Origin of the sequence: Pseudomonas anatoliensis (genome assembly GCF_017976235.1) — a bacterium.
Taxonomy (GTDB): domain Bacteria; phylum Pseudomonadota; class Gammaproteobacteria; order Pseudomonadales; family Pseudomonadaceae; genus Aquipseudomonas; species Aquipseudomonas anatoliensis.
The window spans coordinates 428,837-455,057 of the sequence record NZ_JACVHC010000005.1 but is presented as its reverse complement, the minus strand read 5'-3'; the positions used below and the strand labels follow the sequence as shown (position 1 = coordinate 455,057).

The following is a 26,221-nucleotide window of genomic DNA, read 5'->3' as shown; positions in this document are numbered from 1 at the left end:
GCGCCGGTTCCGCAGGTCAGGATCAGTAGATGCTGAACGGGAAGTACTTGTCGTTGATCTTCTTGTAGGTACCGTCAGCGACGATTTCCTTCAGTGCAGCGTTCAGCTTCTCGCGCAGTGGATCGCCCTTGCGCACAGCAATGCCGATCTTGTCGCTTTCCACGACCGGGTCGCCTTTGAACTCGTAGTTCTTGCCGGCTTCGCTTTTCAGCCAGTCATAGTTGGCGTACTTGTCGGCGAGGATGGCGTCGACGCGGCCGGAGGTCAGGTCGAGGTAGGCGTTTTCCTGGGTGTCATAGAGGCTGACCTTGATGTCATCCGCATAGGTATCTTCCAGCCAGGTGCCGGCCAGCGTGGCACGCTGCGTACCGATGGTTTTGCCTTTGAGCGAGTCCTTGTCGGTTTTGAAGTCGACGTTCTTCGGTGCGATGAATTGCAGCTTGTTCGAGTAGTACGGGTCGGTGAAGTCCACCGCGCCTTTGCGCTCTTCGGTGATCGACAAAGACGAGATCAGGAAGTCGAATTTCTTCGCGTTCAGCGACGGGATGATGCCGTCCCAATCGGAGGTGACTACGGTGCACTCGACTTTCATCTTGGCGCACAGGGCGTCGCCGATGTCTTTGTCGAAGCCGACCACGTTGCCGCTGGCGTCTTTATTGTTGAACGGCGGGTAAGCCGCTTCGATGCCCATCTTCAGGGTTTCGGCCATGGCACCGGCGCTGAACGCGAGGGTGACGGCGGCGGCCAGGAAGACCTTTTTATAGTTCTGCATGCATGTTGCTCCGTTAGCGGTTGCTGGACATGAATTGTTTGCAGCGCGCCGAAAGCGGGTTTTCGAACACCTGCTGTGGCGATCCTTGCTCTTCTATCAGGCCCTGATGAAGGAACACCACTTCGCTGGAGACCTGACGGGCGAAGCCCATTTCGTGGGTCACGAGCAGCATGGTGCGGCCTTCTTCGGCCAATGCGCGGATGACACTAAGTACTTCCTGAACCATTTCCGGGTCAAGGGCGGAGGTGGGTTCGTCGAACAGGATCACCTTCGGCTGCATCGCCAGCGTGCGCGCGATGGCCGCGCGTTGCTGCTGGCCACCGGACAGTTGCGCCGGGTAGGCGTGGCGCTTGTCAGCGATGCCGACCTTGGCCAGCAGTGCTTCCGCGACTTCAATGGCTTCGGCCTTGCTCTGGCCGAGCACGCGGCGCGGGGCTTCGATGATGTTGTCGAGGACGCTCATGTGCGGCCACAGATTAAAGTTTTGAAACACAAAACCAATCTCGGAACGCAGGCGGTTGATCTGTTTGCCGTCGGCGGCAACCAGTTCGCCATTCTTGGCGGCCTTGAGCTTGAGTTCTTCACCGGCCACCAGGATCTGGCCCTGGTGCGGGTTTTCCAACAGATTGATGCAACGCAGGAACGTGGACTTGCCGGAACCGGAGGAACCCAGGATCGAGATCACGTCGCCGTCGCGTGCGGTCAGCGAGATGCCTTTGAGCACCTCAAGCTGTCCGTAGCGTTTGTGCAAGTTGCGGATTTCAAGCGCGGGCGTGGCCTCAGCCATGTGCGTTCCTCATATATGTTGCGCTCCTGCTGTTTGATGGCCTTCCTGGCGAGGCGGCCAAGCTAGCATAGCGTTTCAATGGCAGCCAACAGCGCTACGAGCGGTAAACGGGTGGCATGTGGCGGGTTGTCGCATCAGCACAGCAGACTGTCGCCCCATCAACAACCGAACGGGTGTTTGAACGTGCAATCGCTTGGGTGTCGCGTAAAAAAAGGCGCGATGTTGCCAGCTTTGGCGGGGTGTTGGAAGCGCTATCCGGCCGAACGTTCCCGATTCGCCCTTTTATTGTGCATCCCACACTTTTTCAGTGTGTTTCTGGTGCGCGGATTCGTCTTTAAAAGTGAGTCGCAGGGTAACGCTCTGGCAGATTGCCATTAAATCCAATGACTTGCGATGACTGTCCGGTCGCGCGCAAAGCCCCGGCCCGAAAGAGTTTGAAATATTTTGGCGCAATTATTGCGTGCAGAATAAGGAACGCCCCGTTGGTTTCTTTTTACGAGAAGGAAACTTCGGACGGGCCGGACGCAATCGCTTTCCTTGCAAAGGTAGTTTCGATGAGCAGTACCCCAAGCTCCAATGGCCTCGAACAGGGGCTCAAACCGCGTCATGTGACCATGTTGTCGATCGCCGGTGTAATCGGCGCCGGTCTGTTCGTTGGCTCCGGCCACGCCATCGCCGCCGCAGGTCCTGCAGTGCTGCTGGCCTATGCAGCCGCCGGTACCCTGGTGGTGCTGGTGATGCGGATGCTCGGCGAAATGGCGGTTGCTTCGCCCGACACCGGCTCTTTCTCGACGTATGCCGACCGCGCCATCGGGCACTGGGCTGGTTTCACTATCGGCTGGTTGTACTGGTGGTTCTGGGTGTTGGTGATTCCGCTGGAAGCCAACGCCGCCGCGACCATCCTGCACGCGTGGTTCCCCGACGTAGGTATCTGGGCGTTTGCGCTGGTCATCACTCTGCTGTTGACCGTGACCAACCTGTTCAGCGTGAAAAACTACGGCGAGTTCGAATTCTGGTTTGCGCTGGTTAAAGTGCTGGCGATCATCGGGTTCATCGGGCTCGGCCTTGCGGCAATTTTCGGCTACCTGCCGAACAGCCAGGTCAGCGGCGTTTCGCACTTGTTCGACAGCGGCGGCTTCCTGCCTAACGGCATGGGCGCGGTGTTGGGCGCGATTCTGACCACCATGTTCTCGTTCATGGGGACCGAGATCGTGACCATCGCGGCCGCGGAATCGAAAGACCCGGGCAAGCAGATCTCCAAGGCCACCAACTCGGTGATCTGGCGGATCGGTTTGTTCTACCTCGTGTCGATCTTCATCGTCGTGGCGCTGGTGCCATGGAACGATCCTATGTTGGCGAACCTCGGTTCTTACCAGACCGTACTGGAACGCATGGGCATCCCGAACGCGAAAATGATCGTCGACATCGTGGTTCTGGTCGCCGTAACCAGCTGCCTGAACTCGGCGCTCTATACCTCGTCGCGCATGCTGTTCTCCCTCGGCAAGCGCGGTGACGCACCGGCCATGTCGACTCGCACCAACAAAAGCGGTACGCCTTACTGGGCGGTGATGTTGTCCACTGGCGCCGCGTTCCTCTGCACATTCGCCAACTACGTGGCGCCGGCCGCCGTGTTCGAATTCCTGCTGGCCAGCTCCGGTGCGATCGCACTGCTGGTGTACCTGGTGATCGCGTTCTCGCAACTGCGGATGCGCAAACAGCGCATGGCCCGTGGCGAGAAAATCGAATTCAGCATGTGGCTGTTCCCGGGCCTGACCTACGCGGTGATCATCTTCATCGTCGCGGCCCTGACCATCATGTTGTTCCAGGAAGCGCACCGCGTGGAAATCCTCGCCACCGGCCTGCTGAGCCTGATGGTGGTGGCAACCGGTCTTCTGGTGTCTCGCCGTCGCAAGCAGGAAAAACGTGGTGCGGTGGTGTTGAACTGATCCGCAACGCGTAATGCAAAACGGCCGCTGTCAGTGATGACTAGCGGCCGTTTTTGTTTGTGAGCGCGGATTTACTCGCTCTTTTCTTCCTGCGATTCCACCGACTTGCCATAAGCATCCAGCGCAATCCCGAAGTCGGTGATGAACTGCGGCTCGCTCAGCCAGGCCTGGGCGGCTTCGATCGTCATGCCGTCGGCCCACATGCGGTAGTCGATCAACATGTCGGCGGCCAGGTGGGTGGCGGCCATGCCTTCGTTGTCGGCGTTTTCCATGTCGAGCAGATCAGGGTGATCGATGATGATGAACGCCAGTTCGCGCAGCAGTGTCAGCAGCATGTCGTTACGGCTGACGGCTTCGGCGTCGCGCATTTTGCTGAACATCGCCAGGGTGTATTCCGGGATCGGCTCGGCGAGGTGGCCGAGGTCTTCGTCCTGGTCCAGCGGCTTGCGGCCAACCATACGGATTTGCTTGGCTTTGGCCTTGGCGCGTTTGGCGCGTTTTTGTTGCTTGTTCAGGGATGCCATGGGAACTCAGTTCTTCTGTTGGGTTTGTGCAGCGATGGCGTCGGACGCCGCCACATAGTCGGCCTGGAACGCCGGGGATTCGATCCACGCCAGCGCGCCGGCCTCGTCGGTTTCCTGCGACCACTGGCGATACTCGATCAGCGCTGCGAGGATGAAATCCATGGAGCCTTCTTCGCCTTCCTGTTCGTAGACCAGTTCCAGCAGCGGGTCTTCGAGGAATGCGGTACACATCGCTTGCTGACTGATCTTCTCGGCGTCGATCATTTTCTTGAACAGCTCGGTCAGGTCCACCGATTCGAAGTCGATACGGTCATCGTTCGGATCCAGCTCGACCGGCGCTTCGGCGCGTTTGGTGCGGTTCTGCTTGGCCTTGGTTTTGGCCCGGGCGGCGCGTTTTTGCTGCTTGTTGGCGGAGGCCATGATGTGTTCCGTCGTGCGTTGAATGAGGCTCAGCTGCGCGGTACTTGCCGCCCCGGTGTGTCGGGGGCCAGTTCGCCGTTTTGCAGCCAGTTCAGAGCGATGGGCCATAGTGTGGCTTGGTATGCGCTGCGAAAAAAGGCGAAATGTCCGACTTGTTGCTCGCCGATGTCCTGCGGGTCGATGCGCAGATGGGTTTTTGGCGCATGGCTGAAGTAGTTGAGCAGGCGCTCGATGGCTGCAATCGTGCCATAAGGGTCATCGCTGATGCTGATCGCCAGGGTTTGCGCGCGGACAGTGGCAAAGGGCAGGTGGCCTGTTCTCGCCAACATCGCTCGCCCGCTTGGGCGACGCTCGTAACGCGCGGTGGGCGTGCTCCAGTCGCGCACTACGCCTGCCGGCGTGTCTTCCAGCCAGCCGAGGCGTTTACCGGGGAAGTAGCCGCAGAACAGTGTTAATAGGGGCATCAGCAGATGCCATTTACCGAACATCCGCCAGCGATGTTCAGGCGCGTAATCGCGCCAGTAGGCGAACTGCGCGCCGACGGTGACCAGCCGTCGGATGACCTGCCCGGACTCACCGAGGCCAGCCGCGCAGCCACCAAAACTGTGGCCGACAACATTGATCGGCTGCCCGGGAAATTCCCGCTGCGCGCGCCGCAGCATCGCCTCGAAGTCCAGCGCGCCCCAATCTGTCCACGAGGCGTTGAGGCCTTTGATTGAGCCGGGTCGCGACTCACCGATGCCGCGGTAGTCGTAAGTGATGACGTCGAAACCATTGGCGAACAGGTAATCAGCGAAACGCGAGTAATGACGGCAGCGCACCGAAGTGGCGGCGTTGAGGATTACAACCGGGCGCTGGATATCGGGCAGGGCCTGGCGCCAGGTGAAACCGCCAAGGACAAAACCGTCGGCGGCTGTTTCCTTGAAGGATTGACTGACCGTTGCTGTATCGCGCGAACACGCTGTGCTGCATGAGCTCATGAGAACCGGACCTTGGCGGAATCCGACCGAGAATGAACTTCAACGTGGTGATAGTGCAATGAATGGGGCGCACTGCGGTCCAGGTTTAGATTAATTGCATCTCGGGAATCTGTGACGCGGTGCGTCACGAATCGATCGCCTCGTTAATGCGCAACCCCACTTCGCGACCGTAGCGATTAGTGGCGAAGGATCGACGCGAGTACAATCGCGCGCCTCATATTGGGATGGCAAAGGACGCACGGCTTTGAAAGGGATTTTGCGTTTCGGCTCGGTAATATGCCTGTTTTTGATGATGGCCGGTTGTGGAACCATGATTGGTCGCTTGAACGGCGCCTCTGAAGAGCCTTACTACAAAGGCGTCGATGGCAACCTGCACTTGCTCGGCGTGAGAGGAGGAGACGGTATGGCAGAGGCTGTGATCTGTTACGTCATGATCGTGTGTCCGTTGATCACTGTTGTTTCCCTTCCGGTGGACGCTGCGCTGGACACGGTCTTGCTGCCAGTCGACTACGTCAACACCCTCTGAGGGCGATCCTCGCTTATCGCCGAGTGCGCTTGCCTTTCGGCTTCTTCACAGGCTCCTGCACTTTGCGATAAATCCACAATCCGAACACCCCGATAAACAGCAGGAACGCTGTGCCTATGCTTTGCGACACGAACTCGATCCAGAACCGCCGGGGTTGCAGGGCCAGGGTGTAGGTTTCTTTCGGGCCGCGATTGGTTGTGGTGATGGAGCCGCTGGTCCAGCTGTCGAACAGCATCCAGATGGATGCGCAGAAAGCGAAGGTAATCAGAACGCCAACGAGTACGGTCAGCCAGAAGGTCGCCCGGCTTTGGCGATACGGCGGCGGATGGGGCAGGGGGATGCGGGTTCTTTTCTGGTTCATCAGGTAGCTCTGCGAAAGTCCTTTTCGCGGTCAGGAAACCGCTGTTTCTTGAAGTTGTGCAGTCAGCATCTGCCGCACGTCTGATGGTCGCCCGGCGAGGTGCGCGCACTCGGCAATCACCTTCAGAATTGCGATCACATCCGGGGTCAGCGCTGTGCCAAGGCAGATACGCACGCCCGTGGTTGCATGCCCGTCGGCGAAAAAAATTCCGCTCCCGGCCACGTGGCAACCGCGCTCGCTGGCCAGCCGATCCAGCGCCAACATGTCCGTGTGTGCTGGCAACTCGATCCAATGAATGAACCCCCCGCGTGGTGGCACATACACGGTTCCCGCAGGGAAATCCGTGCGCACCAGCGCTTCGACAAAGCTTGCATGCGAAGACAGTTGCGACCTGAGCCTGGCGCAGTGCTCTTCCATGTAGCCGCGCCCGATAAATTCGTTGAGGACATTTTGCGCCAGGCTGGAAACCGCCAGGTTGCGGGAAAACATCTGCGCCAGAATGGCATTGCGGTACTTGCCGGCCAGACACCAGCCAACGCGATAGCCGGGCGCGATGGTCTTGGAGAATGACGAACAGTAAATCGTCTGTCCGCTGCTGTCGTAGCTCTTGATCGCGCGCGGGCGTTCGCCTTCGGGCACCAGGTCGAAGAAGATATCGTCCTCGATAATCGGCACATCCGCGTCGCGAGCGATCTGTGACAGCCGTGCGCGGGTTTCCTCGGGCATGATGAAGCCACGGGGATTCTGCAGGGTCGGGTTGAGAAAAATCACCGCGACCTTTTTCAGTTTCAACGCCTCTTCGAGGTGATCGACGTCGAGGCCCAGTTTGCCGTGCGTACGGATCGGCAGGGCGCGCATGCCCAGGCGTTCGATGGTCTGCAGGATGCCGTAATAGGTCGGGGTTTCGATGGCGACGGTGGCGCCTCGCGGCGCGACGGCTTCCAGTGCCAGCTCCAAGGCGATCGTGTCGCCCGATGTCATCAGAATATCGTCTGGCCCGCAAACCACGCCACGGGTCAGCATCAGTCCGGCAATCCGACGGCGCAGCGCTGGCAGGCCGGGCGGTGCGACCAGCCCGGTCAGCGAGTTGTCAGCTTTGCCGGCCAGCACCGAAAGGCACTTGTTGAGGAGCACGTTCGGCGTGAGGTCGCCGTGCAACACGGCCGAGTTCAATGACGCGGTAGTGCGCGAAGCCGCTTGGGAGAGCATCGCGACCACCGCATGATTGACGTTGACCGGAACACTGGAGAAATCAAAATCACTGGCCGGTTTGCCCCGTCCTGAAGCCGAGACAAAATAGCCGACACGGGGGACCGTCGAAACATAGGCATCGGCTTCCAGATCCGCCAGCGCGCGCTGAACGGTGGTGATGCTGGTTTCAAACATTCGGGTCAGGGCGCGGATCGAGGGCAGCTTCGTATCGGCCGGCCATTCCCCGCTGTCGATCTGACGAATGATCCAATCCTTGACTATCCGCCAGCGCTTGTCCGGCAAATCAAACCTGTCCATAAGTTCTCTGTTGTGTCGCGAAACAATTCAGAGAAAGTAGAGTAAAACGCCCCCCGTTGCAGCAACTATGACGATGTTGAGCGCAACCAGGCCGAAGGCGAATCGGATCAGACTGTGCTCTTCATGCCGGTTGGCGCCGGCCAGCCCGGTGATCAGCGACAGAATTGATAGCGACCCCAGCGCGCCATGCCCGGCGGCACTATTGACCATCGCGGCCAGCCACGCGCCGTGCTCACTGGTCAGTGCGGCGATGGACGGCATGACGAGTGTGTTGCCGCCGACGTTGGAGCCAGTGACATAACCGGCAATCCCTGCCAGCAACGCGATGGTCGGTGCCAGGGAAATCCCGGACAACGATTGCAGCGTGCGCTGCGCCTCGACCAGGAACCCGGCATTGACCATCACTTGCGAGAGCAGCAAAAACAGGAAAATCGTCGTGACCGGAAACTTCGCCCGATTAAACAGCGCGCGCCACGGGAAGCCCGCCGCAGCGCTTTGCCGAATCGCCATCCACAAGCTGACGATCATCAATGCCAGTCCAGGGGACGCCAATGGCTTCCACGAAACGTGTTCGCCTTTGACGATCCACAGTGCATCCCAGCCCGACAGAACAAACAATCCTCGCGACGCAACGATCACCCCCAGCAAGGCCAGATAGGGCCACGCCGCGTTCGGCCAGCGCACCCGTTTTCTGCGTTGTACGAACGAAATGCCCAAGCCAACGCAGGCCACGGCCAGACCGGCCAGCACACCGGAGACTTCCGGCCCGATCCACAGGTTGATGGAAAACAGCACTGCGACAAACAGCGCCGTCACCACGATCAGCCCCAGCCACGGCGAGACGCTGCGGATGCCGCCCTGCCACATGGCAATCGCGGCCAGGCAGAGGAACACCGGCGCACTGATCAGCGCCGAATGACTGCCGAGGGTTTGCGCCGGCAAGTGCGCGAGCAACGCGCCAATCACCGTCGCCAGCCCCAAAGTGCCCCACGGCATGATGACCATCCCTGCCAGCGCGATTTTCATCCCCGACTGTCGCGTAAACAGGCCTATCAACAGCGGCACCGTAGCGATCAGCGAGACGCCGAAACCCGTCATCGCTTCAAGCAACGGCGCCAGGCCCAGCACGATGAAGATGATCTGCGCCGGCGGTGTCCAGCCGAGCTCTTTGACCCAGGCACCGATGGCCTGAGGCGCACCACCGCGCTCGACCAGAATGACAAAGGCCAGCCCCGGTACGATCACGCAAGCGGTGCTGAGGAACAGAATTGTGGTGTCCTGAAAGATTGCAGAAGTGATCGCGACGGATACGGCCCCTGCAGCGCCTGACAGCCACAGTACGAGCGCCAGTGCCACGCCCGCCAGCGCGGCTTGTACGGGTGGGCGGCGGACGATCAGGATTAATGCAATGACCAGAACGATGGGGGACATTTGCAACAAGAGAGAGCTCATGCACAGGTTTCCAGAAAACAGGTAATGCGCTCTGACGATTTGAAAGGTCCAGAGTGTTTGCGGGGCGCGAGGTATGGCCAGGCATGGGTTCGCCAAGGCGTGTAGAAATACTGGCGAGTTTTTCTGTACGGGGAGAGATACAGATTTCGGGTTTTTTCCAATACACCCGAGGGCGATGGATACCGAGAGAAGCGGGGTGAGGAGGAGGGGATCAAATCGCAGGCATAAAAAAACCCTGAATCTTGCGATTCAGGGTTTTCGGTATTTGGTGCCCAGAGACGGAATCGAACCGCCGACACGGGGATTTTCAATCCCCTGCTCTACCGACTGAGCTATCTGGGCAACGGGGCGCATTAAAAGGGTTTTTCGGATTCTCGTCAACGACTTTTTTAAAATTTCTTAAATTAATTCCGTCGCTTACGATCCGACCCCCGATTTTGTGGGCTTACTGCGCAGGCGGAACGTAGCCTTCGGCCTGGGCGTATTCCTCGCCGGAGAAATACTTGTCCATTTCGCCCTGCAGAAATTTGCGATCTTCGGCGTTCATCATGTTCAGGCGTTTTTCGTTGATCAGCAGAGTCTGGTGTTTCTGCCAGTCGGCCCAGGCCTTGGCCGAGACGTTGTCAAAAATGTCCTGCCCTTTGGCGCCCGGGTACGGTGGGCGTTCCAGGCCTTCGAGTTGTTCTTTGTACTTGCGGCACATTACGGTGCGGGTCATGGCGACTCTCCTGCATTCAAGACGGCGGCCGCGCGTTCGAGCAAGGTTTTGACCGGGGCGGCGAGGCCCAGGCGCGGCGGGGTGGCGAGGTTATACCAGAGCCAGTCGGCCTCGGCCACGTGATGGCTGGCCTCCTGCACCTGAACCAGCCAGGGTTCGATGGCCAACTGGAAATGGCTGAACGTGTGGACGAGGCTCGGCAGCGCCTGCTGCTCGCCCAGTGCCAGCGAGTGTTGATCGGCGAGATGTTGCAGGTCGTCGAGGTCGTCGAGTTCCGGCAGGCTCCACAGACCGCCCCACAAGCCGGTCGATGGGCGGCGATAAAGCAGAATCGCGCCCTCGCCATTGGCCAGCATCGGCATCAGCGTGCGTTTCTGCGGGATGGCTTTGCGCGGCTTGGGAATCGGATAGCGCGTCTCCAGGCCGAGCATGTGGGCTTCGCAGCCGCGCTCCAGCGGACACAGCAGGCAGCTTGGCTTGCTGCGGGTGCATAGCGTGGCGCCGAGATCCATCATTGCCTGGGTGTAGGCGTTGACCCGATCGTGCGGCGTAAAGCGCTCCGCGTTGGCCCACAGCTGTTTGGCGACCTTCGGCTCGCCGGGGTAGCCCTCCTGCGCGGTAAAGCGCGCCAGAACGCGTTTGACGTTGCCGTCGAGGATCGGCGCGCGCAGGCCCATGCTGATGCTGGCGATAGCGCCAGCGGTGGACAGGCCGATGCCCGGCAACTCGACCAGCTTCTCGACATCGCGCGGAAATTCGCCAGCGTACTGGCTGACGACGATCTTCGCGGTTTTCTGCAGATTGCGTGCGCGGGTGTAGTAACCCAGGCCGGTCCACAAGTGCAGCACTTCGTCTTCCGGCGCTTCGGCCAAGGCTTCGACCGTTGGCAGCGCGGCCATGAAGCGGTCGAAGTAGTTGAGCACAGTGCTGACCTGAGTCTGCTGCAACATGATTTCCGACACCCAGACCCGATACGGGTTGATGTCCTGCTGCCAAGGCAAATCGTGGCGGCCATGGCGGTCGAACCAATCCAGCACCGCCTCTGAAAACTGCTCCGCTCTCATCGCTTGAACAGCCCCTTCAATGCGTTTTTCAATTCCGGGCTGACCTTGTCGCCAAGTTTCTCGTCGATCTTCTCGCTGAGTTTGTCGCCGGCCAGTTTGCTCGCGACCTGGCCCATGCGTTCGTTATCCAGGCGGCACGCCTTGGCGCCCAGTTCCAGCGGGCCACGGCAGCGCAGTGGCCACTCGATGCCGACGAACTTGTCGCCGACCTGACAGGCCGGATCAGGCATGGCACTGGTGTCGCCTTCGACGATGATGCCGACGCGGTAGTCCATGCCCAGCACCCGCAGATCGATGTCGCCGTCACCGTTGACGGTCATGCCCGGAATACGAACCTTGAGGTCCGGGTTGCTGGCGATGCCGTTACGGAAAGTCAGGTTGCCCTTGAGTTCCTGGAACGGAGTGTCCTTGCCCCGTGGCTCGCCACTGAGTGATTTGCGATTGAGGGTGGCGATGCCTTTGCACAGTTGCTGCTCAAGGTTGGCGTTGAGCAGCACGCCGTTGTTGATGACGAAACTGGCGTTGCCGTTGAGGCTGTCGATCAGCGCCTGTTGGCTGTTGCCGCTGCCGGTGAGGTTGCTGGTCAGTGTTACCAGGCCTGTGACGGGCGGTTTTTTGCCTTGGCTTTCGAGGATTTTTTCCGCTGGCACGCGATTGATTTTGGTCTGCAGGTTGAGCACCGGGGCGCTCGGGCGCACGTCGAGGGTGCCCTTGGCTTCGAAGCCGCCGTTGTACAGCTCGCCGCTGAGGTTGCCGAGGGTCAGCAGACCGCCCTGGCCGGTGGCTTTGAGTGCGGCATTCTGCATCGGCAGTTTGTCGAGGGTCAGTTGGCCGAAGGTCAGGTCGGCGTCCACGTCGAGCTTGGCCAGGCGTTCAACCGGCAGCAGGCGCTCGGTGCTCCAGGCGGTTTTGCTCGGTTTGTCTGGCAGCGGCGTGGAGCCCGCACCGGCGATGGCATTGGCTTCGGTGCTGGCGACTTCGGCCTGACGGGTTTGCGTGGCGCTGTTGGCCTTTTCCGATTTCGGCGGCAGGTAACGGTCGACGTTGAAGGTGTCTGCCTTGAGGATCGCCCGCATCGATTGCTTGGCGAAGTCTTCGACGGCGATGCGCCCGCTGAAGCTGCTGTCGTCGAGTTTCAGGTTGATGTTGTCGAACGCGACGCTGCTCGGTGTGGCCGCAATGCGGCTGACCAGTTCGACTTTGCTCAGGCTGCCTTCGGCCATGACCGGCAGTTTTTGACCGATGCTGTCGACGAATTTCGCCAGATCGAACTGGGCGATCGAGATACCGCCAGTGATCTGTGGGGTCTTGTCGAGGTCGTTGGCTTTCAGTTCACCCAAGGCGCGCAATTGGTTGGCGGAGATCTTGATCCCGGTCCATTCGGCGACGTTCGCCGCTTTATCCAGCAGCAGTTGCCCTTGGGCGGAGAAGGTCATGGTCTTGCCTTGCAGCGGATCGCCCGCCACTTCGCCGGAGAGCTTCATGTCTTCGAATTTGTAGCGTTGCAGGGCGCGCTCGAAGCGCAACTCGCCATTGAGCTCGGTGCGCACACGCAACACCGGCTGATTAGTGCCGAGAAATGCGGTGGCTTTGATCGGGATGTTGGTCGAGTCGTGCACCGGGCCGGTGCTCAACTGGATGCTCTCGGCGCTGAACTGCTTGCCGCTCAGTTCATCGTTGTACTCAACGCGGGCGTTGTTGACGGTCAGGCTGTCGATGTCGAGGCGGATCGGTTGCGCCGGTTTCTCCACGGCGACAGGGGCGTCGCTGGCGGGTTGGCCAGGAGCAGTGGCTGGCGGCGTTGCACCAGGCGCGACCGGCACCTTGCCGATATCTTCCCAGTTGCCATGGCCGTTCTTGTCACGGTTCAGGCGCAGGTTGAGGCCTTCGACGCGAACATCGCTCATCTGCACTTCACGGCGCAACAGCGGCAGCACGCGCACGGACAGGCCAAGCATCTGCAAATCGGCAAACGGTTCGGCGGGTTTGGCCAGGGTGGCGACACTGGCTTCGTGCAATTCCAGGCCGAGCCAAGGGAACAGGCTCCAGCCGATATCGCCATTGAGCGTCAGCTCGATGTGGGCTTTGTCGCGGGCTATCTGGCGGATCTCGTCTTTATAGTCGTTGGGATCGAAGAGGTGGGTCAGGGCAAAGCCTGCCGCCACAATGATCAGCAACAGCCCGAGGAGTACCAGACCCAGGATTTTGCCGAACGCTTTCATGGGCGAGTCCTTGTAATTAGTCGAATTCGTAATTTAGCCGGGGAGTATAGCGCTGCATCAGTCTTCACTGCTGAGGCGTCCTGCCTTGGTCGTTGACTCGCCGCTTGTAGCGCTTCGACAACGGATGCGATGGGGGTTCACCGCAGAGATAAGATCAGGTAACAGAAAAAAGGTGATATCAGTTTGGTTTTTCTGTCACGTGCAAATGGTAACCTTCGCCGGTTCGTCCGTCCTTCTGCGACTTAACGTCGCGCCTTCAAGGAGCTTCACTCAAAAAAACGGTCATGCCTGCGTGCATAAGGCCGGGGGTGAACAGTGGCTGGCGAACCATACTAATAATTGGGGGATACACAATGAGCACGAGCATCACGGCGGACGGCTTCAAAGCCGATCAGCCCGCGTTCCTGTCCAAGGAACGCATCATCGCCAAGCCCGGTTTCAACCGTTGGCTGGTTCCACCGGCCGCTCTGGCCATTCACCTGTGCATCGGCATGGCCTACGGCTTTTCGGTGTTCTGGTTGCCGTTGTCCAAGGCGCTGGGCGTTACTGCACCGGTGGCTTGCGCGCCGGACATGAGCTTCATCGCACAAGTCTTCTCGTCGCAATGCGACTGGCCGATCTCGATGCTCGGCTGGATCTACACCCTGTTCTTCATCTTCCTCGGCTGCTCGGCAGCGATCTGGGGTGGCTGGCTGGAACACGCCGGTCCGCGTAAGGCTGGTGTGGTTTCGGCACTGTGCTGGTGCGGTGGTCTGCTGATTTCGGCGCTGGGGATTTATACCCACCAGATCTGGCTGATGTGGATCGGCTCCGGCGTGATCGGTGGTATCGGTCTGGGCCTGGGCTATATCTCGCCGGTGTCGACCCTGATCAAGTGGTTCCCGGACAAGCGCGGCATGGCGACCGGCATGGCGATCATGGGCTTCGGCGGTGGCGCGATGGTCGGTGCACCGTTGGCGACCGCGCTGATGAGCCACTTCGGCTCGGCTGAAGGCGTTGGCGTCTGGCAGAGCTTCGTGGCCATGGCGGCGATCTACTTCGTGTTCATGATCGGTGGCGCCCTCGCTTACCGCGTGCCTCCAACCGGCTGGAAACCTGAAGGCTGGACCGCTCCAGCGAAAAAAGCATCCAACTCGATGATCACGCACCGTCACGTGCACGTGAATGTGGCGTGGAAAACCCCGCAATTCCGTCTGGTCTGGCTGGTGCTGTGCCTGAACGTGTCTGCCGGTATCGGCATTCTCGGCATGGCTTCGCCACTGCTGCAGGAAGTGTTCGGCGGCAAACTGCTGGGTGTTGATGTGCCGTTTGGCCAACTCGACGCCGGGCAACTGGCTTCGATTGCCGCGATTGCTGCCGGTTTCACCGGTCTGCTGAGCCTGTTCAACATTGGTGGCCGTTTCTTCTGGGCATCGTTCTCGGACTACCTGGGCCGCAAAAACACCTACTTCGTGTTCTTCGCACTGGGTTTTGCCCTGTATGCGCTGATCCCGAACCTGGGCCACCTGGGCAACGTTGCGCTGTTCGTGGCAGCGTTCTGCATCATCCTGTCGATGTACGGCGGTGGTTTTGCGACGGTTCCGGCGTATCTGGCCGACCTGTTCGGGACGCAGATGGTTGGCGCGATCCACGGTCGTCTGTTGACCGCTTGGGCGGCGGCCGGTGTGCTTGGTCCGGTGCTGGTGAACTACCTGCGTGAGTATCAACTGAGCATCGGCGTTGAACGCGCTGCCGCTTACGACATCACGTTGTATATCCTCGCCGGTTTGCTGGTGCTGGGCTTCCTGTGCAACCTGCTGGTGCGCCCGGTGGCTGACAAGTACTTCATGACCGACGCCGAACTGGCTGCCGAACAGGCGCTGGGCCATGACAAAGGCGCTGATGCGACCACCGTTCTGGAATGGAAAGCGGCACCGGGCAGCAAGCCGTTGGCGATTGCTGCTTGGCTGGCAGTGGGTATTCCGTTGGCATGGGGTGTGTGGGTGACTCTGCAGAAAACGGCGGTATTGTTTCACTAAGTAAAAAGCAGTACCCCTGTAGGAGTGAGCCTGCTCGCGATAGCGGTCTGACAGTCACAGAAATGTTGATTGCAAGGTCCTCATCGCGAGCAGGCTCACTCCTACAGTTGTTTTTGGGCGCCTGTAATGGCTTGTATGGACATGTCTACCCGCGGCACCCCCGGATTCACTCCGTCAGCCATATCCCTTCTCGTGTTTCTGTTTCGCGTTCGCGTGCCTATAATGGCTGCCTTTTTCGCCCAATGATTTTGCGGAGCTGGTGATGGCCGAACGTAAGGCTTCTGTCGAGCGCGACACTCTGGAAACCCAGATCAAAGCCTCGATCAACCTTGATGGCACCGGAAAGGCCCGATTCGATATCGGTGTTCCTTTTCTTGAGCACATGCTGGATCAGATCGCCCGTCACGGGTTGATCGACCTGGATATTGAATGCAAGGGCGATCTGCATATCGACGACCACCACACGGTGGAAGACGTCGGTATCACTCTCGGCCAAGCCTTCGCCAAAGCCATCGGCGACAAAAAAGGCATCCGTCGTTACGGCCACGCCTACGTGCCGCTCGATGAAGCGCTGTCGCGCGTGGTGATCGATTTCTCCGGTCGTCCGGGCCTGCAAATGCACGTGCCGTACACCCGCGCTACCGTTGGCGGCTTCGACGTTGACCTGTTCCAGGAATTCTTCCAGGGCTTCGTCAACCACGCGCTGGTCAGCATGCACATCGATAACCTGCGTGGCACCAACACCCACCACCAGATCGAAACCGTGTTCAAGGCTTTCGGCCGCGCGCTGCGCATGGCTGTCGAACTCGACGAGCGCATGGCCGGGCAGATGCCATCGACCAAAGGCGTTCTGTAATGCAGACCGTTGCAGTTATCGATTACGGCATGGGTAACCTGCACTCGGTGGCCAAAGCCCTGGAGCACGTCGGCGCCGGTAAAGTGTTGATCACAAGCGATGCGGCCGTGATCCGCGAAGCTGACCGCGTGGTGTTCCCGGGTGTCGGCGCGATTCGCGATTGCATGGCGGAGATCCGTCGCCTCGAGTTTGATTCGCTGGTGCGTGAAGTCAGCCAGGATCGTCCGTTCCTCGGCATCTGCGTCGGCATGCAAGCCTTGCTCGATACCAGCGAAGAGAACAACGGCGTCGACTGCATCGGCCTGTTCCCGGGCGCGGTGAAGTTCTTCGGCAAAGACCTGCATGAAGACGGCGAGCACCTGAAAGTCCCGCACATGGGCTGGAACGAGGTGAAGCAGAAGGTCAGTCACCCGCTGTGGCACGACATTCCGGACATGGCGCGTTTCTATTTCGTGCACAGCTACTACATTGCCGCTGCCAACGCGCGGCAGGTGGTGGGCGGCGGTCATTACGGTGTCGATTTCGCTGCAGCGCTGGCCGATGGCTCGCGTTTCGCCGTGCAGTTCCACCCGGAGAAGAGCCATACCCATGGCCTGCAATTGCTGCAGAACTTCGCTGCGTGGGACGGTCGCTGGTAAATGGCTGCCAAGAAATCCAGACCGCCGATCCTGACCCTCACTCCCGAACAGGAGAACGAGGCCAATCACAAGATCAAGCGGTTCATGGAGGATCGCTTCGAACTGGACCTGGGTTCGTTCGAAGCGGCAGAAATTCTTGAGCTGTTTACCCGCGAAATTGCTCCGCACTACTACAACAGGGCGATTTTCGATGTGCAGACCCACCTCAAGGAACGGTTTGAGAGCATCGAAAGCGACCTGTGGGCGCTCGAGAAAAACTGATTTCCGAGCCAAGCTGAACATTCAAATTTGAAGGTTTGCCAGATGCTGATTATCCCCGCTATCGATCTTAAAGACGGTGCCTGCGTACGTCTGCGCCAGGGCCGCATGGAAGATTCCACGGTGTTCTCCGATGACCCGGTGAGCATGGCTGCCAAGTGGGTGGAGGGCGGCTGCCGTCGTCTGCATCTTGTCGACCTGAACGGCGCCTTCGAAGGCCAGCCGGTCAACGGCGAAGTGGTTACCGCCATCGCCAAGCGCTATCCGAACCTGCCGATCCAGATCGGCGGCGGCATTCGCTCGCTGGAAACCATCGAGCACTACGTCAAGGCTGGCGTGAGCTACGTGATCATCGGCACCAAAGCCGTGAAAGATCCGGCCTTCGTCGCCGAAGCGTGCCGTGCGTTCCCGGGCAAAATCATCGTCGGCCTCGACGCCAAGGACGGTTTTGTCGCCACTGACGGCTGGGCTGAAATCAGCACCGTGCAGGTCATCGATCTGGCCAAGCAGTTTGAAGCCGATGGCGTGTCTTCGATCGTTTATACCGACATCGCCAAAGACGGCATGATGCAGGGCTGCAACGTACCGTTCACCGCTGCGCTGGCTGCTGCAACCAAGATCCCGGTGATCGCTTCCGGCGGTATTCACAACCTCGGTGACATCAAGTCGCTGCTCGACGCCAAGGCGCCGGGCATCATCGGTGCCATCACGGGCCGGGCGATCTACGAAGGCACCCTCGACGTCGCTGAAGCGCAAGCTTTCTGCGATTCGTACAAAGGCTGAGGACTGACCATGGCGCTGGCCAAACGCATCATCCCTTGCCTGGACGTGGACAACGGCCGGGTCGTCAAAGGTGTGAAGTTCGAGAACATCCGCGACGCCGGTGACCCGGTGGAAATCGCCCGTCGTTATGACGAGCAGGGTGCTGACGAGATTACCTTTCTCGACATCACCGCCAGCGTCGATGGCCGCGACACCACGCTGCACACCGTCGAGCGCATGGCCAGCCAGGTGTTCATTCCGCTGACCGTTGGCGGTGGTGTACGCACCGTGCAAGACATCCGCAACCTGCTCAATGCCGGCGCGGACAAGGTTTCGATCAACACCGCCGCCGTGTTCAACCCTGAATTCGTTGGCGAAGCCGCGCAGCATTTCGGCTCGCAGTGCATCGTCGTCGCCATCGATGCGAAGAAGGTGTCGGGTCCGGGCGAAACCCCGCGCTGGGAAATCTTCACCCACGGTGGGCGCAAGCCGACCGGTCTCGATGCAGTCGAATGGGCGAAGAAGATGGAAGGCCTCGGTGCCGGTGAGATCCTGCTGACCAGCATGGACCAGGACGGCATGAAAAACGGTTTCGATCTCGGCGTGACCCGCGCCATCAGCGATGCACTGGGCATTCCAGTGATCGCTTCCGGCGGTGTCGGCAACTTGCAGCATCTGGCCGACGGCATTCTCGAAGGCCACGCCAGCGCGGTGTTGGCGGCGAGTATTTTCCACTTCGGCGAATACACCGTGCAGGAAGCCAAGGCCTATATGGCCCATCGCGGGATTGTGATGCGTTAAACGGTACAGGCCAGTGGACAGCATGGCGTGCCCAAGGCACTCTTGGGCACGCCATGGATTTCGGTAGCCCGACATGATCAAACGCCTGCTTCTTGTTCTCGCCAGTGCTTCTTTGTTGCTCATCAACAGTGTCAGGGCCGAAAACAATCCCGACACCGATCTGGTGCTCCTCACCGAAAACTTCCCGCCGTACAACATGGCGAAGAACGGCAAGAACTTCGCTCAAGGCGAGAACATCAACGGTATCGCCACCGATATCGTGCGCGAGATGTTCCAGCGTGCCGGCCTCACTTACAGCCTGACCCTGCGCTTCCCTTGGGAGCGGGTGTACAAACTGGCGCTGGAAAATCCCGGATACGGCGCCTTCGTGATGGCGCGTCTGCCCGATCGCGAAAAACTCTTCAAGTGGGTCGGCCCGATCGGCCCCGACGACTGGATCCTGTTGGCCAAGGCTGACAGCAAGATCACCCTCGAAACCCTCGATGATGCGCGCAAGTACAAAATCGGCGCCTATAAAGGCGACGCGATTGCCGAGACTTTGACCAAGCAAGGCTTGAAGCCAGTGGTTGTGCTGCGCGATCAGGACAATGCGAAAAAGCTGATCAACGGCCAGATCGACCTGTGGGCCACGGGCGATCCTGCCGGCCGTTATCTGGCGCGGCAGGATGGTGTGACCGGACTCAAAACCGTGCTGCGCTTCAATAGCGCCGAGTTATACCTGGCGCTGAACAAGGACGTCTCCGATGAGATCGTCACCAGGCTGCAGACGGCTCTGGATCAGTTGCGCAAAGAAGGTGTCGTTGACGACATCATGGCGCGCTATCTGTAACCACCGGCAATTCGGGCGCCGGTTCAACGGTCATATCGACGTCGACTGTTGCAGCCTGCGCTGAAGAGGTCATATCGACTTTGATCGTTGGGGTCTGCGTCGAGGAGGTCGTAAGCGGTAGTGGACAATGCTTGGCCACTTCTTCCAGCTGCGCAGGGAATTCAGTCATATAAAGGCTGCTGTTGTCGGCGTAATGAGTGTCGAACGCCATCTTGGTGCCATCGGCACGCAGCAACTCGTATAGGCTTTGCATTCGATACACCGCAACCGATTTACCCTTGGCTGCCATGGCGATAACTACTACAGGGTGTGGATTGCCCCATTCAGTCGAGGTTGTTTCTGTGTGGCTGAATGATTTGGGCAGGAGCGCCGAGAATCGGGTCATGCGAATGTCGCTAAGCACTTGGGTTGGCCAGTGTTTTGCGATTTTAAGGGCCGACTCGCCGCTGTAGCTCAATATTTCGTCCCGGTCGTGATCGGGGCGCGCCAGCCATTTGACCGACTGGGCTTGATCCGTGTCATTGCGGGCGGATCCGACGAGCATGTACTGGTCCGTGCGCCTTAGCTCATAAATAGGTGATTGCTGAAATTGCTCGATCGGTGGAAGTTGTTCTCTCACGGCGAACCAGGGCAGGCGAACGACATGCGTGACCTTCTCCGCTCCTGCCGATAGGGGCGACAGGTTTGTGGTCAACATCGGTGCCTCTGCAGGCGATGAGACTTCAACCGCAATCGGTATCCGTAGAGCATAAGCGGCATAATGCCTGGCCGGTTCTATATAGCTTTTTACGCCAATAAAAGTACCGGGTGCGAAGTGGATTTCACCCTCTGCGGCAGTCCGCGGGGTAACGCTCCAGGCACTGAAATTGTTCTTGGCGCCACTGCTTTTGTCGTTCCAGATCTGATTGCCGATATTCGCGCCGACCACGAGGTCTTCCCTGACGCAACGGACAGAATTGAGAGAAGGTTTGTCGTGGTCGCTGGTGCAGACAGTGCCCAGCGCGACATAGCCTTCGGGCGGTATCGGCCGCCACATAGCCAGACGCATGACAGAGCCCGAGCCTGTATCCCTCCAGATCTGTTCGAAATCGGTGGGCCGAGTCAGCGCATTTGTCTTGGATTTCCCCTCTCCCGGAGATTCGCCCTCGCGGACAACGGCCGTAATGAGTAGGCCATTCGGGTTGTTTCGGTTGTGCAGGGCGATGTCGCCTAGCGGGAAGTATCCTGGTAGCAGGTCTGGGTCGGGCATCGGGCGCCAGAAGCTTGCGGATTGGGAGCGTAGACCTGCTGTGTCCTGGATCCGCTGAAACTCCGTCGTGAAGTTGATCAACAGGTTGTCGACTTTGATGGATTCCATTTGCCTGGCGGGCAATACGGCATTGTCTTGAGTAGTCATCGTTATTCCTGATAGTAGAAAAGCGACTCAGGGGGAGTCGCGACCTGTTGCAGGTCTCACTATCTGCAAGTGCGCCAGGCACCTGGTGGTAACTATGTATTGGATAACGTGACAGGGTGTTACCGGTACACGCCGTCCTTGCCATGCCCGGCCATGGCGCGATTGCTGCGCAAACTGATCATCTGCTTGATGTTGATCCACTCGATGCCCTGGGCTTTGAGTTTGGGCAACTCGCGTTCCAGCACCGCCAGGGTCTGTGGATACGGATGGCCGATCATCACGGCTGAACCTTGTTTGCGCGCCAGACTGATTGCCGTCTGCAGCTGCGTGAAGATCGCAGCCTCAGTGCGCTCGTCATCAAGAAAAACATCCCGCGAAACACTCGCCAGAGCAATTTTCTGCGCCTGCTGGGCGGCCACGGTCTGCGCACTGGTGCGGCTGTCGACGAAGAACTTGTGGCGCCGCTGCAACTCGCCCATCAACCACGCCATGGCCACGGGTTGCGCGGTCATGCGGCTGCCCATGTGGTTATTGATGCCAGCGGTGTACGGGACCCTTTTGAACGCGGCGTTGAGGCGTTTTTCGAGCTCTTCGATCGGCAGTTCGGGATGCCAGGCGTAAGGTCCGGTAGCCGGATCCATCGGCATGTGCAGGATGACGATCTTGCCGGCGCTGTGGGCTTCGCGGGCAAACTCGGTGGCGTGCGGGGTGTCGGGCATGATCGCGGCGGTCACCGGCCCGGGCAGGGCCAGCACACGGCGATCCCGGGGCAGGCTTTGCCCCAGGTCGTCGATGATCAGCGTCAGGTAGGCTTTGTGAGGCGTTGAGCTGGCGGGTTGTGCGTGAGCAGCACCCGCCAGACAGCACAACAGAACGAAGACGAAACGCAAAGACATCCTCAACGGCCGGACGTAATGCTCAGGCCTTTGAGCAGGCTCAGGGCCTGGGCCAGTTGGTAATCGTCATCCTGCGGCATGGCCTTGGCCTTGCCTGCGGAACCGCTTGGTTTGTCGGCGCCGCCGTTGCCGTTGCCCAAGTGGCCTTGCAGATCGGCTTCCTTGAAGTATTCGCTGTCCGCCTCGCTGGTGATCTTGGCCTTGCGCACTTCGATGTCCGGGACGATGCCCTGAGCCTGGATCGAACGGCCATTCGGTGTGTAGTACAACGCGGTAGTGATCTTCAGTGCGCGGTCGTTGTTCAGCGGCAGCACGGTTTGTACCGAGCCTTTGCCGAAACTGGTGGTGCCCATGACCACCGCACGTTTCTGATCCTGCAATGCACCGGCGACGATTTCCGACGCCGAGGCGCTGCCGCCGTTGATCAGCACGACCATCGGCACCGCTTCGCTTTCATCTTTACCGGTGGCAGAGAAGCGCAGCTCGGAGTTGGCGATCCGGCCTTTGGTGTAGACGATCAAGCCTTTGGTGATGAAGTGGTCGACCACTTCCACCGCTGCCTGCAACACGCCGCCCGGGTTGTTACGCAAGTCGAGAATGATGCCGTTGAGCTTTTTGCCGTTGTCCTTGCGCATCTTCGCCAGGGCCTTGGAGACCTCATCGCCGGTCTTGACCTGGAACTGAGTGATGCGGATGTAGCCGTAGCCCGACTCCAACAGCTGCGCCTTGACGCTTTTCACCTGTATAACGGCGCGCGCCAGGGTTACGTCGAATGGCGTGCCACCGTCGCGCACCAGAGTCAGGGTGATTTTCTGGCCGATCTTGCCGCGCATCTTGTCCACGGCTTCGGTCATGGTCTGGCCGCGAGTCGGCTGACCGTTGATCTTGACGATGAAGTCGCCAGCCTGAATACCGGCCTTCGACGCTGGCGTGTCATCAATTGGCGAGACGACTTTGATAAAGCCGTCTTCGGCGCCGACTTCAATGCCCAGACCGCCGAACTCACCGCTGGTGCTTTCCTGCAACTCGGTGAAGTCTTCAGGGCCGAGGTACGCCGAGTGCGGATCAAGGTTGCTGAGCATGCCCTTGATCGCGTTTTCCAGCAGGGTCTTGTCGTCCACCGGCTCGACGTACGCGGCTTTGATCCGGTCCATGACCTCGGCAAAAGTGCGCAACTCTTCCAGCGGCAGCGGGGCCTTGGAGGTCGCAGCTGTGCCTGCCGGAGCGACGGCCGGAGCCGGTTGAGCGGCGAACGCCAGAGGCGCGCCGATCACCAGGGCGATCGTCAGGGCCAGCGAGGTAAGGCGGGACAAATGCAGCATGTCGAACGAACTCCTAATGTTGGTGACTCAACGCCTATCCTTGCGCGCGGCACCATTGCGCCGGATCACTCGGGTGACCCTGCTGACGAATTGCGAAATACAGCGCTGATGTGTCCTGGCCGCCACTGTTACCGACAGTGGAGATGGACTCACCGGCTTTAACCACGTCACCCGCCGACTTGAGCAGTGTCTGGTTGTGACCGTAAAGACTCAGAAAACCATTGCCGTGATCGAGGATCACCAGCAACCCGGCGCCGCGCAGCCAATCGGCAAACACCACGCGCCCACCGTGGACGGCATGCACCTGGCTGCCGGCGGAGGCGCTGATCATCACGCCATCCCACTTGGTGCGGGCGTCGTCGCCACGGCTTTCACCGAAGCGTGCCAGCAGTCGACCATCAACCGGCCATGGAAGTTTTCCCCGGGTTGCCGCAAAAGCTCCACCAAAGGTTTCGCCACTGCTGGAAACCAGCGCGCCGGGAGACGATTTGACAGGTTTTCGTGGGGCGTCGCTGGTGTCCGATTCTGTATCCGCGTGGGCTTGCGCCTCACGCAAACGCTTTTTTTCCGCTTCCTGCTGGGCGATCAGCGCTTTCTGTCGCGCTTCTTCTGCCTCACGGGCCTGACGGGCCAGGGTTTCTTCAATGGTTTTGAGGACTTTAGACAGGTCTGCCTGATCCTGCTCGCGCGCGGCAAGTTTCTGGTCGCGGGCCTTCACGTCGTCATTGAGCTTGGCGAGGGCTTGCTGGCGCTCCTTGCGAACCTTGTCGAGCTCGTCGCGGCGGGTGTCGAGGTCGCTTTTCTGGACCAGCAACTGCGCCTGCTGCAAGCCGATGTCTTTTTCGACATTGGCTAATTGGCGCAGGGTTTCGTTGAAGTTTTTCAGCTGCTCCAGGCGGGCCTGGCTCAGGTAATCGTAATAGGTGAGGGTGCGGGCAAACTTCTCGGGATTCTGCTGGTTGAGCAGCAGTTTGAGGTACTCCTGACGGCCGTTCTGATAGGCCGCACGGGCCTGGATGGCGATCAGTCGTTGTTGTTCAGTGCGCGCGCTCTGGAGTTTTTTTTTCTCTGCATCGAGTCGCTGTAGCTCGGATTCGCTTTTCTGCAGTTCTTTCTGCAGCGCATCGACCTGCTTCTGCAGCTTGCCCAGCTCGGTCTCGGTGCCCTTGAGCTCTTTCTGTACGCCGGACTTTTCTTCCTGAACCTTGCTAAGCAGCTTTTTCAGCTCGGCAATGTCCTGACGCGTGGCGTCCAACTGTTGTTGGGTTTGCGCGCGCTCGTCAGCGAAGGCCGGTTGGAGCAGGCAAGTCAGAGCGAGGGCAATCAGGACGCGAAGCATAGGGGCGGGCGGCACCAGGGTAATGGACGGCCTAGTATGCCCGCCCGAGGCTGCAAAAAAAACGCCCAATTGGGGCTGTGTGATAACTGGCCGGAGATACAGCTGCAAATAATCTTTGAAACCACCCTAGACCAATGTGGGAGCTGGCTTGCCAGCGATGGCGTCTGAACATTCAACATAGCTGTTGGCTGTCAGATTGCTATCGCTGGCAAGCCAGCTCCCACAGGGTTTTGCGGTGTTTTGGCGATTCGGGTCAGACCAGAATCGAAGTCCCGGTCATCTCCGCCGGTTTTTCCAGACCCAGCAGCTTGAGCATGGTCGGCGCCACATCTGCCAGTACGCCGCCTTCACGGACCTTGAGATCGCGCTTGCCGACATAAATGAACGGCACCGGCTCGGTGGTGTGTGCGGTGTGCGCCTGGTGGGTTTCTTCATCGGCCATTTTCTCAACGTTGCCGTGGTCAGCGGTGATCAGCGCTTCGCCACCCACCTTGTCCAGTGCTTCGACGATGCGGCCAACGCAAGTATCCAGGCATTCAACCGCTTTCACTGCCGCGTCAAACACGCCGCTGTGGCCGACCATGTCGCCGTTGGCGTAGTTGACCACGATCACGTCGTAGCGCTGGTTTTCAATGGCGTCGACGATGCGGTCGGTCACTTCCGGCGCGCTCATTTCCGGCTGCAAGTCGTAAGTGGCGACTTTTGGCGACGGGATCAGGATGCGTTCTTCGCCCGGGAACGGTTCTTCACGGCCGCCGGAGAAGAAGAAGGTGACGTGGGCATATTTCTCGGTTTCAGCGATGCGCAGCTGGGTTTTGCCGTTTTTCGCCAGATAGTCGCCCAGCACGTTTTCCAGGCTGCCCGCAGCGAATGCCGACGGCGCAGGAATGCTCGCGGCGTATTGAGTCAGCATGACGAAACCGGCCAGTTTTGGCTGACGCGCGCGCTCGAAGTCCTTGAAATCGTCTTCGACGAAAACGCGAGTCAGCTCGCGGGCGCGGTCGGCGCGGAAGTTCATGAATACCACGGCGTCACCGTCTTCTACCTTGACCGGTTCACCGATGGTGGTGGCTTTGACGAATTCGTCGCTCTCGCCACGGGCATAAGCGGCGTCCAGGCCTTCCTGAGCGGTGGCAGCGTTGAATTCGCCGTTGCCGTCGACGATCAGGTTGTACGCCTGGGCCACGCGATCCCAGCGGTTGTCACGGTCCATGGCGAAGTAACGGCCGACGATGCTGGCGATGCGGCCCTTGCCGAGTGCCTGGAACGTCGCATCGAGCAGTTCGATCGACGAAGCGGCGCTTTTTGGTGGCGTGTCGCGGCCGTCGAGAAAAGCGTGCAGGTAGATTTTTTCGGCGCCGCGCTTGAAGGCCAGTTCGGCCATGGCAATCAGGTGATCCTGATGGCTGTGCACGCCGCCCTCCGACAGCAGGCCCATGAAGTGCACGGCTTTGCCGGCAGCCACGGCTTTATCTACAGCGGCGCAGATGGTCGGGTTCTCGAAAAACTCGCCGTCGCGGATCGATTTGGTCACGCGGGTGAAGTCCTGATACACCACACGACCGGCGCCTAGGTTCATGTGGCCGACTTCGGAGTTGCCCATCTGGCCGTCCGGCAGACCGACGTCCATGCCGCTGCCCGAGATCAAGCCGTTCGGCTGGTTGGCCGTCAGGCGATCCAGCACAGGCTTCTTCGCCGCAAAAACGGCATTGGATTCGGGGCTGTCGCTGTGACCGAAGCCGTCGAGAATGATCAGGACCAAAGGTTTAGGCGTGGTAGTCATGGAATCCACTCGTGGCTGATAAAGAAGAGGGCGATGGAAAAG

25 protein-coding genes and 1 tRNA gene are annotated in these 26,221 nt (G+C 59.6%); 9 read left to right on the top strand and 17 right to left on the bottom strand.

Annotated features, from left to right (window positions below; all coding sequences use genetic code 11):
• Positions 1–22: 22 nt before the first annotated feature.
• The gene (locus tag ICA16_RS18865) at positions 23–772 is read right to left on the bottom strand and encodes an ABC transporter substrate-binding protein (RefSeq protein WP_150593870.1); all 750 of its coding nucleotides are present in this window, start codon (positions 770–772) and stop codon (positions 23–25) included.
• A 13-nt stretch (positions 773–785) separates the two neighbouring features.
• Entirely contained in the window at positions 786–1,559 is a 774-nt protein-coding gene (locus tag ICA16_RS18860) for an ABC transporter ATP-binding protein (RefSeq protein WP_042557182.1), read from the bottom strand.
• 554 nt (positions 1,560–2,113) lie between these two features.
• On the opposite strand from ICA16_RS18860, the gene gabP reads away from it, so the two are divergent.
• A complete protein-coding gene (gene gabP / locus ICA16_RS18855) occupies positions 2,114–3,505 on the top strand; it encodes a GABA permease (protein WP_210554359.1) in 1,392 nt (463 codons plus the stop codon).
• A gap of 71 nt (positions 3,506–3,576) precedes the next feature.
• On the opposite strand, the gene ICA16_RS18850 is transcribed toward gabP, so the two are convergent.
• The 3 genes from ICA16_RS18850 to ICA16_RS18840 are packed head-to-tail and all read right to left on the bottom strand — an operon-like array spanning position 3,577 to position 5,429.
• The gene (locus tag ICA16_RS18850) at positions 3,577–4,029 is read right to left on the bottom strand and encodes a hypothetical protein (RefSeq protein ID WP_150604041.1); all 453 of its coding nucleotides are present in this window, start codon (positions 4,027–4,029) and stop codon (positions 3,577–3,579) included.
• A gap of 6 nt (positions 4,030–4,035) precedes the next feature.
• Positions 4,036–4,449, bottom strand: coding sequence for a hypothetical protein (locus ICA16_RS18845; RefSeq protein WP_042557187.1), 414 nt, complete (start codon positions 4,447–4,449; stop codon positions 4,036–4,038).
• 29 nt (positions 4,450–4,478) lie between these two features.
• Entirely contained in the window at positions 4,479–5,429 is a 951-nt protein-coding gene (locus ICA16_RS18840; protein WP_210701235.1) for an alpha/beta hydrolase family protein, read from the bottom strand.
• Positions 5,430–5,739: 310 nt separating this feature from the next.
• Here ICA16_RS18840 and ICA16_RS18835 point away from each other — a divergent pair, with 310 nt between their 5' ends.
• On the top strand, positions 5,740–5,955 hold the full coding sequence (locus tag ICA16_RS18835; protein WP_224787133.1) for a YceK/YidQ family lipoprotein: 216 nt from the start codon (positions 5,740–5,742) through the stop codon (positions 5,953–5,955).
• 13 nt (positions 5,956–5,968) lie between these two features.
• On the opposite strand, the gene ICA16_RS18830 is transcribed toward ICA16_RS18835, so the two are convergent.
• The 7 genes from ICA16_RS18830 to ICA16_RS18800 form a co-directional block, all read right to left on the bottom strand.
• Positions 5,969–6,316 carry a hypothetical protein gene (locus ICA16_RS18830; RefSeq protein ID WP_210701234.1) on the bottom strand — a complete coding sequence of 116 codons (348 nt, stop codon included), beginning with the start codon at positions 6,314–6,316 and terminating at the stop codon, positions 5,969–5,971.
• A gap of 30 nt (positions 6,317–6,346) precedes the next feature.
• Positions 6,347–7,825: an aminotransferase-like domain-containing protein gene (locus ICA16_RS18825; protein WP_210554355.1), complete on the bottom strand. Its 1,479-nt coding sequence runs from the start codon at positions 7,823–7,825 to the stop codon at positions 6,347–6,349.
• A gap of 27 nt (positions 7,826–7,852) precedes the next feature.
• On the bottom strand, positions 7,853–9,277 hold the full coding sequence (locus ICA16_RS18820; protein ID WP_210701233.1) for an L-lactate permease: 1,425 nt from the start codon (positions 9,275–9,277) through the stop codon (positions 7,853–7,855).
• A 266-nt stretch (positions 9,278–9,543) separates the two neighbouring features.
• Positions 9,544–9,619, bottom strand: a tRNA-Phe gene (locus ICA16_RS18815).
• A 103-nt stretch (positions 9,620–9,722) separates the two neighbouring features.
• Positions 9,723–9,995 (bottom strand): oxidative damage protection protein, encoded by a 273-nt coding sequence (locus ICA16_RS18810; RefSeq protein WP_095190072.1) that lies wholly within the window; start codon positions 9,993–9,995, stop codon positions 9,723–9,725.
• Positions 9,992–11,059: an A/G-specific adenine glycosylase gene (gene mutY / locus ICA16_RS18805; RefSeq protein WP_150617452.1), complete on the bottom strand. Its 1,068-nt coding sequence runs from the start codon at positions 11,057–11,059 to the stop codon at positions 9,992–9,994. Before mutY ends, ICA16_RS18810 begins: the two co-directional genes overlap by 4 nt.
• Positions 11,056–13,281: an AsmA family protein gene (locus tag ICA16_RS18800; RefSeq protein ID WP_210701232.1), complete on the bottom strand. Its 2,226-nt coding sequence runs from the start codon at positions 13,279–13,281 to the stop codon at positions 11,056–11,058. The genes mutY and ICA16_RS18800 overlap by 4 nt, the downstream gene beginning before the upstream one ends.
• A gap of 353 nt (positions 13,282–13,634) precedes the next feature.
• Here ICA16_RS18800 and ICA16_RS18795 point away from each other — a divergent pair, with 353 nt between their 5' ends.
• From ICA16_RS18795 to ICA16_RS18765, 7 genes are all read left to right on the top strand, one after another.
• Positions 13,635–15,299: an OFA family MFS transporter gene (locus ICA16_RS18795; protein ID WP_210701231.1), complete on the top strand. Its 1,665-nt coding sequence runs from the start codon at positions 13,635–13,637 to the stop codon at positions 15,297–15,299.
• 262 nt (positions 15,300–15,561) lie between these two features.
• Positions 15,562–16,155, top strand: a complete 594-nt coding sequence (hisB, locus tag ICA16_RS18790) for an imidazoleglycerol-phosphate dehydratase HisB (protein WP_042557195.1) — start codon at positions 15,562–15,564, stop codon at positions 16,153–16,155.
• On the top strand, positions 16,155–16,793 hold the full coding sequence (gene hisH / locus ICA16_RS18785; RefSeq protein WP_150604030.1) for an imidazole glycerol phosphate synthase subunit HisH: 639 nt from the start codon (positions 16,155–16,157) through the stop codon (positions 16,791–16,793). Before hisB ends, hisH begins: the two co-directional genes overlap by 1 nt.
• The gene (locus ICA16_RS18780; RefSeq protein WP_150593884.1) at positions 16,794–17,054 is read left to right on the top strand and encodes a DUF2164 domain-containing protein; all 261 of its coding nucleotides are present in this window, start codon (positions 16,794–16,796) and stop codon (positions 17,052–17,054) included.
• A gap of 42 nt (positions 17,055–17,096) precedes the next feature.
• Positions 17,097–17,834: a 1-(5-phosphoribosyl)-5-[(5-phosphoribosylamino)methylideneamino]imidazole-4-carboxamide isomerase gene (hisA, locus tag ICA16_RS18775; protein WP_014336098.1), complete on the top strand. Its 738-nt coding sequence runs from the start codon at positions 17,097–17,099 to the stop codon at positions 17,832–17,834.
• 9 nt (positions 17,835–17,843) lie between these two features.
• Positions 17,844–18,614 (top strand): imidazole glycerol phosphate synthase subunit HisF, encoded by a 771-nt coding sequence (gene hisF / locus ICA16_RS18770; protein WP_007897430.1) that lies wholly within the window; start codon positions 17,844–17,846, stop codon positions 18,612–18,614.
• A 73-nt stretch (positions 18,615–18,687) separates the two neighbouring features.
• Positions 18,688–19,443 (top strand): substrate-binding periplasmic protein, encoded by a 756-nt coding sequence (locus ICA16_RS18765; protein WP_150617454.1) that lies wholly within the window; start codon positions 18,688–18,690, stop codon positions 19,441–19,443.
• Here ICA16_RS18765 and ICA16_RS18760 read toward each other — a convergent pair.
• From ICA16_RS18760 to gpmI, 5 genes are all read right to left on the bottom strand, one after another.
• The gene (locus ICA16_RS18760) at positions 19,424–20,839 is read right to left on the bottom strand and encodes a Vps62-related protein (protein ID WP_210701230.1); all 1,416 of its coding nucleotides are present in this window, start codon (positions 20,837–20,839) and stop codon (positions 19,424–19,426) included. The two genes, ICA16_RS18765 and ICA16_RS18760, sit on opposite strands and share 20 nt — an antisense overlap.
• 119 nt (positions 20,840–20,958) lie before the next feature.
• Complete coding sequence (locus ICA16_RS18755) at positions 20,959–21,735, bottom strand: divergent polysaccharide deacetylase family protein (protein ID WP_210701229.1); 777 nt, start codon at positions 21,733–21,735, stop codon at positions 20,959–20,961.
• Between the two features lie 2 nt (positions 21,736–21,737).
• Entirely contained in the window at positions 21,738–23,057 is a 1,320-nt protein-coding gene (locus tag ICA16_RS18750) for a S41 family peptidase (RefSeq protein ID WP_150604025.1), read from the bottom strand.
• Between the two features lie 34 nt (positions 23,058–23,091).
• Positions 23,092–24,396 (bottom strand): murein hydrolase activator EnvC family protein, encoded by a 1,305-nt coding sequence (locus ICA16_RS18745; protein WP_150604024.1) that lies wholly within the window; start codon positions 24,394–24,396, stop codon positions 23,092–23,094.
• 253 nt (positions 24,397–24,649) lie between these two features.
• Positions 24,650–26,179 (bottom strand): 2,3-bisphosphoglycerate-independent phosphoglycerate mutase, encoded by a 1,530-nt coding sequence (gpmI, locus tag ICA16_RS18740; RefSeq protein ID WP_150604023.1) that lies wholly within the window; start codon positions 26,177–26,179, stop codon positions 24,650–24,652.
• Positions 26,180–26,221: the final 42 nt, after the last annotated feature.